This is a genomic window from Streptomyces gossypii (assembly GCF_025165795.1).
In the GTDB taxonomy this organism is placed as follows: Bacteria; Actinomycetota; Actinomycetes; order Streptomycetales; family Streptomycetaceae; genus Streptomyces; species Streptomyces gossypii.
This window is the reverse complement of the sequence record NZ_JAJAGO010000007.1, coordinates 147,185-158,296: the sequence shown is the minus strand read 5'-3', so window position 1 is coordinate 158,296 and position 11,112 is coordinate 147,185. Positions and strand designations below refer to the sequence as shown.

The 11,112-nt window shown below is 71.0% G+C and carries 10 protein-coding genes; 4 read left to right on the top strand and 6 right to left on the bottom strand.

Features of this window, described 5'->3' with window-relative positions; all coding sequences use genetic code 11:
• Nucleotides 1–132 precede the first annotated feature (132 nt).
• On the top strand, nucleotides 133–315 hold the full coding sequence (locus tag LHJ74_RS16460) for a tail-anchor membrane protein (RefSeq protein WP_260218789.1): 183 nt from the start codon (nucleotides 133–135) through the stop codon (nucleotides 313–315).
• Between the two features lie 56 nt (nucleotides 316–371).
• Here the strand turns inward: LHJ74_RS16460 and LHJ74_RS16455 are convergent, their stop codons facing one another.
• On the bottom strand, nucleotides 372–1,040 hold the full coding sequence (locus tag LHJ74_RS16455) for a class I SAM-dependent methyltransferase (protein ID WP_260218788.1): 669 nt from the start codon (nucleotides 1,038–1,040) through the stop codon (nucleotides 372–374).
• 99 nt (nucleotides 1,041–1,139) lie between these two features.
• Here LHJ74_RS16455 and LHJ74_RS16450 point away from each other — a divergent pair, with 99 nt between their 5' ends.
• Entirely contained in the window at nucleotides 1,140–1,532 is a 393-nt protein-coding gene (locus tag LHJ74_RS16450; RefSeq protein WP_260218787.1) for a roadblock/LC7 domain-containing protein, read from the top strand.
• Between the two features lie 184 nt (nucleotides 1,533–1,716).
• On the opposite strand, the gene LHJ74_RS16445 is transcribed toward LHJ74_RS16450, so the two are convergent.
• A complete protein-coding gene (locus LHJ74_RS16445) occupies nucleotides 1,717–2,442 on the bottom strand; it encodes a dienelactone hydrolase family protein (protein WP_260218786.1) in 726 nt (241 codons plus the stop codon).
• A gap of 177 nt (nucleotides 2,443–2,619) precedes the next feature.
• The gene (locus tag LHJ74_RS16440; protein ID WP_260219031.1) at nucleotides 2,620–5,121 is read right to left on the bottom strand and encodes a DEAD/DEAH box helicase; all 2,502 of its coding nucleotides are present in this window, start codon (nucleotides 5,119–5,121) and stop codon (nucleotides 2,620–2,622) included.
• 189 nt (nucleotides 5,122–5,310) lie between these two features.
• On the opposite strand from LHJ74_RS16440, the gene LHJ74_RS16435 reads away from it, so the two are divergent.
• The gene (locus LHJ74_RS16435; protein WP_260218785.1) at nucleotides 5,311–6,102 is read left to right on the top strand and encodes a metal-dependent hydrolase; all 792 of its coding nucleotides are present in this window, start codon (nucleotides 5,311–5,313) and stop codon (nucleotides 6,100–6,102) included.
• Between the two features lie 45 nt (nucleotides 6,103–6,147).
• Here the strand turns inward: LHJ74_RS16435 and LHJ74_RS16430 are convergent, their stop codons facing one another.
• Together LHJ74_RS16430 and LHJ74_RS16425 are read right to left on the bottom strand one after the other, a co-directional pair.
• Complete coding sequence (locus LHJ74_RS16430; protein WP_260218784.1) at nucleotides 6,148–7,929, bottom strand: ABC transporter ATP-binding protein; 1,782 nt, start codon at nucleotides 7,927–7,929, stop codon at nucleotides 6,148–6,150.
• The gene (locus LHJ74_RS16425) at nucleotides 7,926–9,713 is read right to left on the bottom strand and encodes an ABC transporter transmembrane domain-containing protein (protein ID WP_260218783.1); all 1,788 of its coding nucleotides are present in this window, start codon (nucleotides 9,711–9,713) and stop codon (nucleotides 7,926–7,928) included. Before LHJ74_RS16425 ends, LHJ74_RS16430 begins: the two co-directional genes overlap by 4 nt.
• A 155-nt stretch (nucleotides 9,714–9,868) precedes the next feature.
• On the opposite strand from LHJ74_RS16425, the gene LHJ74_RS16420 reads away from it, so the two are divergent.
• A complete protein-coding gene (locus LHJ74_RS16420; protein ID WP_375546762.1) occupies nucleotides 9,869–10,633 on the top strand; it encodes a L,D-transpeptidase family protein in 765 nt (254 codons plus the stop codon).
• Between the two features lie 20 nt (nucleotides 10,634–10,653).
• On the opposite strand, the gene LHJ74_RS16415 is transcribed toward LHJ74_RS16420, so the two are convergent.
• Nucleotides 10,654–11,097, bottom strand: a complete 444-nt coding sequence (locus LHJ74_RS16415; RefSeq protein WP_260218781.1) for a MarR family winged helix-turn-helix transcriptional regulator — start codon at nucleotides 11,095–11,097, stop codon at nucleotides 10,654–10,656.
• Nucleotides 11,098–11,112: the final 15 nt, after the last annotated feature.

Sequence of the window (11,112 nt, the reverse complement as noted above, 5' to 3'; positions counted from 1 at the left end):
AGCGGCCGAGGGTACCGCATGCTGGAAGCCTGGGCGAACACCACTCAGAGGCTCCCGGAAGGAACCGGCTCAGCTGCACAGGCGTTCAATGGAGAGAGCGGTGGCTGCCGCTGCCGCGAAGGAGGCATGGAGATGACCAACAGAGGCAAGATCGCTGTCGGGGGCGTGGCCGTCGGCCTGCTCCTGTGGGCGGTGACGTCCTTCTGGATCGCGCTGCTCGTCATGGTCGGGGTGCCCGTGATCGCTTATGTGGCACTCGACCCCTCACAGCGGCGCAAGCTGCGCCGCGTGAGCCGCAAGGAGCTGGGTCGCTAGGGCCTGAGCGAAGGCGCGCGGTGCCGCGCGCGGCCCGTCGGGCGGCATGACCGGGGTCAGGCCCGGTCACGCGGCCGGGGTCGGCCTGGGTCCGAGGAGCTGGACTGCCGAGTGGCCAGGACAAGAAAGCACGCCGCCTCGTCCGTGTACGACGTCATCCGCCATCCCCCGGCCGCCAGCAGCGGGCGGAGGTTGGGCTCCGCCCGCAGATCCTCCGGTGCCAGGCGTCTGCCTTTGCGGGCCGCCAGCGCCGCTCGTCCGACGGGATGGAAGAGTGCCAGCGAGCCGCCCTCGCGCACCACGCGCGCCAGCTCCCGCACGCCCGCCTGCGGCCGAGGCAGATGGCCGAGCAGCCCGGCTGCGAACACCGCGTCGACGGAGCCGTCACGCAGCGGCAGCCGGGCCGCGTCGGCGAGCAGCAGCGTCCCGGCCTGCCGCCGCCCGGCGCGAGCTGCCTCCGAGAGCATTGCAGGAGTGACGTCGGCACCCAGGACGGTGCCGTGCGGGCCGACGGCGGCGCGCAGCGGCTCCAGTGCTCTGCCGGTGCCGCAGCCCGCGTCGAGCACGGTGTCCCCGGGGTGCATGCCGAGCGCGTCCACCGCCGCCCGGTAGGCTGGGCCGTCCTCGGCGAAGCGCGCGTCCCAGCCGGTCGCCCGTTCGGTGAAGAACTCCTGGATTCCGGTCACTTCGGCGGTCGTCTCGTGGTCCATTGGGGAGGTCTCCATCCGGTCAGAGTTCTGGTGTGCGGGGCCGGGGAGGTTGCCCACCGTGCCGTCGTGGGTAAGGGTGGCACGGCGGTTGCCAAGGAGAAGGGGGACACGGGGATGGCACTGAACGCAAGCCTCGATTGGTTGCTGGATGATCTGACGCAGCGGATATCGTTCGTCCGTCATGCGCTCGTCCTCTCCAACGATGGGTTGGTGACGGCGAAGAACGAGAGTCTGGACCGGGCGGACGCGGAGCATCTGGCGGCGGTCTCCTCCGGTCTGCACAGTCTCGCGAAAGGCTCGGGCGAGCACTTCCGGGCGGGGCGGGTACGGCAGACGATGATCGAGTTCGACGAAGGCGTGCTCTTCGTCACCGCTGCGGGCGACGGGAGTTGCCTGTGCGTGCTGGCGGGGGCGGACGCCGACATCGGGCAGGTCGCGTACGAGATGACGCTGCTGGTCAACCGGGTCGGCGAGCACCTCGGGGTCGGCACTCGGGACACTCCCTGAGGGATGCCGCCCTACGGCATCTGACAAGACGGCAGCGGTGCCGATGAGCGGTGCCAGAGACTGCCAGGGAACCGGGGCTGCGGTCCCGGGAGTCCGCCCTGGCGGTCTTGGCTGGCCGGAGTACCGGTGTCCCGTCTCATGTGGTCTTGCCCGTGGCCGAGTGGAATCGCGGTTGCCGGTCAGATCACTCCGAGACGGGCAGGCACTCGGCAAGCAGGTCGACGACGTCGCGCCAGGCTCGCCGCGCGTGCCGTGGGTGGTAGCCGACGCCGGGCAGCACGGGCTGGTCGACCGGCGGGTGGTGGAAGGCGTGCAGGGCGCCGCCGTAGACGACGAGGCGCCAGTCGACGCCCGCGGCCTGCATCTCGGCGGTGAACGCGTCCCGTTGTGCGGGCGGCATGATCGGGTCCTCCGACCCGACCCCGGCCCACACCGGGCAGCGGATGCGCGCCGTCTCGGCCGCTCGGCCCGTGGTCAGTGCGTTGACTGTCCCGATCGCGCGCAGGTCGACGCCGTCGCGCCCGAGTTCCAGCCCGATGGCGCCCCCCGTGCCGTAGCCGACGGCGGCGATCCGGTCGGAGTCGGTCCGCGGTTCGTCGCGCAGCACGTCGAGCGCCGCGTGGCCGATGCCCCGCATCCGGCCGGGGTCGGCGAGCAGCGGCATGCAACGGGCCAGCATCTCCTCGGGGTCGCCCAGATAGCGTCCGCCGTGGAGGTCGAAGGCCAGCGCCACATATCCCAGCTCGGCGAGCGCATCGGCCCGGCGGCGCTCGACGTCGCCGGGTCCGGGGCCCTCCGGGCCGAGCAGCACCGCGGGCCGGCGATCGGCGCCGTTCGGGAGCGCGAGGTACCCGATCATCGGTAGACCGTCGGCCGGGTACTCGATCGTGCGCGTGGTAATCGTTGTCATGCGACTGACCGTAGTGATCGTCGAGCCCGCTCGGGCCGGTGTTCTGCCACTGGCAGAACGCCGCGGGGTGCCCCTGAGAAGCTGTTGTCCTACCCCGGTGGGGGTAGGACAACAGCTTCTCAGATGCGGCGACGGCTCACAGATCGTTCGCTGGACTCGACGGCCGGCAGACGCGCCTCAGAGCTTGCCGACGTCGAGGACCTTGATGACTGCCTGGCCCTCCTCGTCGGAGGCGGTCAGGTCGACCGCGGCGGAGATGCCCCAGTCATGGTCGCCGTTCGGGTCGGCGAACGTCTGGCGGACGCGCCACAGCCGCTCGGCCGGTTCCTCCTCGATCCGCAGCAGTTTGGGGCCGCGGGCGTCGGGGCCGGTTCCCAGATCGTCGTACTCCTCCCAGTAGCCGTCCATCGCCTGGGCCCAGGCGTCGGCGTCCCAGCCGGAGTCGCCGTCCAGCTCGCCGAGTTCCCGTACCTTGTCCAGCGCCGCCAGCTCCACCCGGCGGAACAGTGCGTTGCGCACCAGGACGCGGAAGGCACGCGGGTTGGCGGTGACGGGTTTGACCTGGTCGGCGCGTTCCTGCGCCTCCTCGGCCGTCTCGTCCTCGGGATTGGCCAGCTGCTCCCACTCGTCCAGCAGGCTGGAGTCGACCTGGCGGACCATCTCGCCCAGCCACTCGATGATGTCCTGGAAGTCCTCGGACTTGAGATCGTCCGGCACGGTGTGCTGCAACGCCTTGTAGGCGCTGGCCAGATAGCGCAGCACGATGCCCTCGGTGCGGGCGAGTTCGTAGTGGCCGACGAACTCCGTGAACGTCATCGCCCGTTCGTACATGTCCCGGATCACGGATTTGGGCGAGAGCGGATGGTCACCCACCCAGGGGTGCGACTTGCGGTAGACGCCGTAGGCGTGGAAGAGCAGCTCCTCCAGCGGCTGGGGGTAGCTGATGTCCATCAGCCGCTCCATCCGCTCCTCGTACTCGATGCCGTCCGCCTTCATCTGGCCGATGGCCTCGCCTCTTGCCTTGTTCGTCTGCGCGGCGAGGATCTGCCTCGGGTCGTCCAGGGTCGACTCGACGACCGAGACCATGTCCAGCGCGTAGGACGGCGAATCAGGCTCCAGCAGCTCGAACGCGGCGAGCGCGAAGGTGGAAAGCGGCTGGTTGAGCGCGAAGTCCTGCTGGAGGTCGACGGTGAGCCGGATGCGGCGCCCGTCGGGCCCGGCCGCGCTCTCGTCCAGCTGCTCCACGACCCCGCCGTCCAGCAGGGAGCGGTAGATGGCGATGGCCCGGCGGATGTGCCGCAGCTGCGAACGGCGGTCCTCGTGGTTGTCCTCCAGCAGCTTCCGCATCGCGGTGAACGGATCACCGGGCCGCGCGATGACGGACAGCAGCATCGCGTGGGTGACCCGGAAGCGGGAGTTCAGCGGCTCGGGGTCGGAGGCGATCAGCTTCTCGAAGGTCTGCTCGCTCCAGTTGACGAAGCCCTCCGGCGCCTTCTTGCGGACGACCTTGCGGCGCTTCTTCGGGTCGTCACCGGCCTTGGCGAGCGCCTTCTCGTTCTCGACGACATGCTCGGGGGCCTGGGCGACGACGAGCCCGGCGGTGTCGTAACCGGCCCGCCCGGCGCGGCCCGCGATCTGGTGGAACTCGCGGGCCCGCAGCGTACGGACGCGCGTGCCGTCGTACTTGCTGAGCGCCGTGAACAGCACGGTGCGGATGGGGACGTTGACACCGACCCCGAGCGTGTCCGTGCCGCAGATGACCTTCAGCAGCCCCGCCTGGGCCAGCCGCTCCACCAGCCGCCGGTACTTCGGCAGCATCCCGGCGTGGTGCACCCCGATGCCGTGGCGGACGTAGCGGGAGAGGTTGCGGCCGAAGCCCGTGGTGAAGCGGAACGCGCCGATGAGCTGGGCGATCTGGTCCTTCTCGGCCCGCGTGCACATGTTGATGCTCATCAGCGCCTGTGCCCGCTCCACGGCCTGTGCCTGGGTGAAGTGGACGATGTAGACGGGAGCCTGGTGGGTTTCCAGCAGCTCCGTCAGGGTCTCGGTGAGGCCGGTCGTGCGGTATTCGTAGGAGAGCGGCACAGGCCGCGTGGCGGAGCGTACGACCGCGGTCTCCCGCCCCGTGCGGCGGGTCAGGTCCTCCTTGAAGCGGCTCACGTCGCCGAGCGTCGCCGACATCAGGATGAACTGCGCGTGCGGCAGCTCCAGCAGCGGGATCTGCCACGCCCACCCGCGGTCCGGCTCCGCGTAGAAATGGAACTCGTCCATCACGACCTGGCCGATGTCGGCGTTCGGGCCGTCACGCAGAGCGATGGATGCCAGGACCTCGGCGGTGCAGCAGATGACCGGGGCGTCGGCGTTCACGGACGCGTCACCGGTCAGCATGCCGACGTTCTCGGTGCCGAAGAGCTTGCACAGATCGAAGAACTTCTCCGACACCAGGGCCTTGATCGGCGCGGTGTAGAAGGTCACCTGGTCCCGGGCGAGTGCGGCGAAGTGCGCACCCGCGGCGACCAGGCTCTTTCCCGAGCCGGTCGGGGTCGACAGGATGACGTTCGCCCCGGACACCACCTCGATGAGCGCTTCCTCCTGGGCCGGGTACAACGAGATCCCCTGCTCCTCCGCCCAGGCGGAGAAGGTCTCGAAGAGAGCGTCGGGGTCGGCTTCGGGCGGCATCTGATCGATAAGGGTGGCTGTCACACCCCCATCTTGCCCTTCCGCGGTCCGATTCCGAGAACCGGTGAGGCTGCGGTGATCACTGGAGGCTACGCTGAGTCGCTCCCTGGGCGCACTGCGGTCGGCGGGCGGTGCCCGTGCCGCGACCGGGGCACTGGCGGGACAGCTCAACACAGGGGTGGGATAAGGATGATGGGACCAGCGCACTCGCTCTCCGGAGCGGCGGCCTGGCTGGGGGTGGGCGCGGCGGCAGCCGCACTGGATCACCGGATGCCGTGGCCGGTGCTCGTCATCGGCACGCTGATCTGCGCGGGTGCGGCGCTGGCACCGGATCTCGACCACAAGTCGGCGACGATCTCGCGTGCCTTCGGGCCGATCTCCCGCGTGCTGTGCGGGGTGATCGACAAGCTGTCGCAGGCCGTCTACAACGGGACCAGGACCAGTGGTGAGCGGCGCCGCTCCGGCGGCCACCGCACGCTCACCCACACCTGGGTCTGGGCCGTGCTCATCGGCGCCGGGTTCTCGGCGGCGGCCGTCACCGGGGGCCGCTGGGCGGTGCTGGTCATCCTCTTCATACATGTGGTGCTCGCCGTCGAGGGCCTGCTGTGGCGGATGGCCCGGGTCTCCAGCGACGTGCTGGTCTGGCTGCTCGGGGCCGCCTCGGCCTGGATCCTGGCCGACGTGCTCGCCAAACCGGGCAACGGCGCGGACTGGCTGTTCCACGCGGACGGCCAGGAGTACTTGTGGCTGGGCCTGCCGGTGGTGCTCGGCGCCCTTGTGCACAGCGTCGGAGACGCGCTGACGGTGTCCGGCTGCCCGATCCTGTGGCCGATCCGGATAGGGGGCAAGCGCTGGTATCCGCTGGGCACCCCGCGTTTCATGCGCTTCCGTGCCGGGGCGTGGGTCGAGGTGAAGATACTGATGCCGCTGTTCATGCTGCTGGGCGGCGCGGGCGGTCTGGTGGCCCTCAACCCCTTCTGAGGACCACCGTGACCAGGTCGCCCACCCGGCTGTGCGGCGCGGACCCTAGCCGTGCCAGGACCGCCACAGGGCCGCGTAGGCGCCGTCGGCCGCGACCAGGGTGTCGTGGCTGCCCAGTTCGCTGATCGTGCCCTGTTCGACGACCGCGATCACATCCGCGTCGTGCGCGGTGTGCAGCCGGTGGGCGATGGCGACGACCGTGCGCCCCTCGAGCACCTGGGCCAGTGAGCGCTCCAGGTGCCGTGCCGCGCGCGGATCCAGCAGCGAGGTCGCCTCGTCCAGCACGAGGGTGTGCGGGTCGGCGAGGACGAGCCGGGCCAGTGCGATCTGCTGCGCCTGTGCGGGGGTGACGGCGACTCCGCCGGAGCCGACCTCGGTGTCCAGCCCGTCCGTCAGGCCATCCGCCCAGTCATCGGCGCCCACAGCACCGAGCGCTGCCCGCAGTTCGCTGTCGTCCGCGTCCGTACGGGCAAGCAGCAGGTTCTCCCGGAGGGAGCCGACGAAGACATGGTGCTCCTGGTTGACGAGCGCCACGTGCCGGCGCACCCGCTCGGCGGGCATCCGGGACAGCTCCGCGCCGCCGAGTGTCACCTCGCCCTCGCGCGGCCCGTAGATCCCGGCGAGCAGCCGCCCCAGCGTGGACTTGCCCGCGCCGGACGGTCCGACGAGTGCCACCCGGGTGCCCGGCGGTACGTCGAGCGTCACACCGTGCAGGACGTCGGCCCCTTCGTGGTAGCCGAAGCGCACCTCGTCCGCCTGCATCCGGCGGCCGTCGGGCGAGAGGGCACCGTCGCCGCTGTCCGGCTCGATCTCGCGCACCCCCACCAGGCGGGCCAACGACACCTGGGCGACCTGCAGTTCGTCGTACCAGCGCAGGATCAGGCTCACCGGCTCGAACAGCATCTGGGAGAACAGCGCGCCGGTCGTCAGCTGACCGACCGAGATCCAGCCCTCCAGCACGAACACGCCGCCGAGCATCAGCACCGAGCCCAGCACCAGCACGTTGCTGAGGTTGAGGGTGGGAAAGATGATCGTGCGCAGCCAGAGCGTGTACCGTTCCCACGCGGTCCACTCCGCGATGCGCTGCTCGGACAGGCCGATGCGGCGGGCGCCCAGCCGGTGGGCCTCCACCGTCCGGCCCGCGTCCACCGTCTCGGCAAGCGCACCGGCCACGGCGGCGTACCCGGCGGCCTCCGAGCGGTAGGCGGCCGGTGCCCGCCGGTAGTACCAGCGGCAGCCGGTGATCAGCACCGGCAGCGCGATCAGCACGGCCAGCGCGAGCGGCGGCGCCGTGACGGTGAGCGCCCCGAGCAGCAGCGCGGCCCATACGACGCCGATCGCGAGCTGCGGAACCGCCTCGCGCATGGCGTTTGCCAGCCGGTCGATGTCGGTGGTGATCCGGGAGAGCAGGTCTCCCGTCCCGGCGCGTTCCAGCACTCCCGGCGGCAGCCCGACGGACCGTACGAGGAAGTCCTCGCGCAGATCCGCCAGCATCTCCTCGCCGAGCATCGCTCCGCGCAGCCGGACCATCCGGATGAACACCGTCTGGACCAGCAGCGCGACGGCGAACAGCGCGACCGTTCGTTCCAGCGGAATGTCCTCGACTCCGGCGGCGAGGTCCTCGACAACGGTGCCGAGCAGATAGGGGCCGACCATGGAGGCGGTCACCGCGATCGCGTTGACCGTCACCAGAAGGACGAAGGCCCGCCGGTGGCGCCGGAACAGCAAGCGCACGTAGGCGCGTACGGTCGCCGGGGTGCCCACGGGCAGGGTGGTCACGGACTCGGAAGCGGCCGGGTCGTAGGCGGGTGGTGCGACGCCGATCATGCGGAGCCGGTCCTCTCGGTCAGTTCCTCGTCGGTCTGCCGGGTGACGACGGCGCGGTAGTCCGCATCGGTGTGCAGCAGTTTCCGGTGTGGCCCGGAGGCCGTCACCCGGCCGTCCTGAACCAGCAGCACTTGGTCCGCGCAGTCCAGTACGAGCGGGCTGGAGGTGAGTACCACCGTCGTGCGCCCCGCACGTATCCGGTGCAGGGCGGTGGCGATCCGGGACTCGGTGTGCGAGTCGACGGCACTCGTCGGCTCGTCCAGCACCAGTACCGCCGGGTCGGTGACCAGCGAGCGCGCCAGCGCGAGCCGCTGTCGCTGGCCGCCGGAGAGCGATCTGCCCCGCTCGGTGATCCGTACCCGCAGCGGGTCGGCGTCCGTGCCAGGGGAACCCTGCGCCAGCGCCGCCAGCACGTCACCGCACTGGGCCGCCTCCAGCGCGTCCCGCACCGCCACCTCACCGGAGGAGGGCACATCCATCAGCTCCTCGAGAGTCCCGGAGAGCAGCACGGGATCCTTGTCCTGGACGAGGACGGCGGTGCGCGCGACGTCCAGCGGAGCGTCGTCCAGCGCGACGCCGCCGAGCAGCACCTCCTCCCCGTCCGGGGAGGGGGCGAGGGCGTGTCCGCCCAGGCGGTCGGCGAGCACCCCCGCCGCGTCCGCGTCCCCGCACACCACCGCCGTCAGCTGCCCGGCGGCGGCGAGCACCCCGCTGGCCGGGTCGTACAGGTCACCCTCGGGCCGGAGCGCCGCCGCCGTGCCCGGCGCGGCAGCCGTACGGGCCTCCGTCGCATGGTGCAGCGCCAGGACCCGGGCCGCCCGGGTGGCGGAGGGCCGTGAGAAGGAGTAGGCCATCGCGAACTCCTGGAACATCCGCAGCGGGAACAGCAGGAAGGTCACCGCCCCGTACACGGTGACCAGTTCACCCACCGCGAGCCGCCCGTCCGTCGTCATCCTGGTGCCCTGCCAGATCACGGCGATCAGCAACAGCCCCGGCAGAGCGACCTGCACGGCCTCGATCAGCGCCCACATGCGCGCCGTACGCACCGCTGAACCGCGTACCTCCTGCGATGCCTTGCGGTAGCGCTCCAGGAAGAGCTGCTCGCCGCCGATGCCGCGCAGCACCCGCAGTCCGGCCACCGTGTCGGCAGCCAACTCGGTGGCCCGGCCTGCTTTCTCGCGCTGAAGGTCGGCCCGCCGGGTGGCCCGCGGCAGCATCGGCAGTATGACCAGGGTCAGCACGAGCAGTCCGGCGGCCACCAGGCCGCCCAGCTCCGGTTCGTAGGCGATCAGGCCCGCGCACACCGAGAGCGAGACCAGCAGTGCGGCGCTGAAGCGGGAGGCCGACTCGACGCACCATCCCACTTTCTCGATGTCGCCCGTGGATACGGCCACGACCTCACCAGCCGCCACCCGCTGGGTGAGCGTCGCGCCCAGCGAGGCCGTCCGGCGGGCGAGCAGCTGCTGCACCCGGGCTGCCGCGGTGACCCAGTTGGTGATGGCGGTGCGGTGCAGCATCGTGTCGCCCACCGTCGCGCCCGCTCCGAGCAGCGCCATCAGAGCACCGGCCAGCGCCAGCCGCTCACCGGAACGGTCCACCACGGCCTGCACCGCCAGCCCGACCGCGAGGGGGAGCGCCGCCACCGACAGCAGATGAAGGGTGCCCCACGCCAGCGACTTGGCCTGGCCACCCAACTGCTGCCGCCCCAGCCAGAGAAGGAAGTGGTGGCCCGACCGCACATCGGGCGTACCAGGATCCGGATAAGGAAGATGACGAATGTGCATGACGTCCCAGGGGCGGTTCGAGGGGGCGGGCTGGGCAAGCCTCGCCAGAGGAAGGGCCGGAAATCAACGGGTTTTTCCGCACGGAGCTGTCTCCGAAAAGTGCGACCATGTGAATCATGCACCGTACGGGATCGGTATGGACCAATAGCAGGTGGATGGCCGCTGTGGCGCCCGCCACAGTCGTGGCACTCACCCTGCTGCTCACCGGCTGCGGCGGGGACAGCCCGCCAAAGGACGATGGGGCGGCTTCCTCGCCGTCCTCCTCGCCGTCCGCCTCCCGCTCCCCGGCCCCTGCCGGGCACACCGGGCTGAAGCGCATCCCCGGCGTCGGCGACCGGCTCCAGGAGAAGATCCCGGACCGCTCCCGGCAGGTCGTCGCCGTCTACGGCAAGGGCGAGGACTCCGGGGAGGCGAAGATCGAGCTGTACACCCGGAAGGACCCGGAGAAGGTGAGCGGCGGAGACGCGAGCGGGCGCTGGTCCCGCGACAAGCAGTGGAGCGGGCACAACGGCAAGCGCGGCTGGACAACCGATCACCGCGAGGGGGACAAGCGCAGCCCGGTCGGGGTTTTCACCCTTACGGACGCGGGCGGCGTGCTGCCGGACCCGGGCGCACGGCTGCCGTACACGCACTCCTCAGCCTTCACCCCGCCCTCGTACTGGCCCGAGAAGACCCGGCATGACTTCGACCTCGTCATCGCCATCGACTACAACAGGGTCGAGGGGACGAGCCCGCTCGATCCGACCCGGCCCGAGGGCCGGACCAAGGGCGGCAGCATCTGGCTGCACATGGACCACGGCAGCGGGACGTCCGGGTGCGTCAGCCTCTCCCGGTCCGGCATGGAGTATCTGCTGCGCACGCTGGACCCGGCGGCGCATCCGGTCGTGGTGATGGGGGACCGGGCGACGCTCGGGAAGTGACCGCGCCACCCGAATCGCCGTCAGCGGCCCGGGTGTTCGGTCTCCAGCTGCGCCAGCAGCGCGCTCAGCTCGGTGCGCTGGTCGGCGGAGAGCGGGGCGAGGACCGCCTCCGCCGCTGAGCGCCGGGCCTGACGCAGCTCCTTGAGTGCCGCTATGCCGCCCTCGGTCACCTTGATCCGCACCACCCGGCGGTTGGTGACGTCCGGCACCCGGCGCACCAGGCCCCGCTCCTCCAGGGCGTCCACCAGGGTGGTCACCGCACGCGGTACGACCTCCAGCTGTGCGGCGATGTCGGCCATCCGGGGCGGGGTGGCGGTACGGGCCACGGTGCGCAGCAGCCGCGACTGCGCGGGAGTGATGCCGACCGGCGACAGATTCCGTTTGTGCACATGGTGCAGCCGCCGGGTGAGGCTCAGCAGCTGATCGGCGAGGTCACCGGCGGTCGCGTCGGGGGTTCTGGGCATGGCCGCAGGTTATCA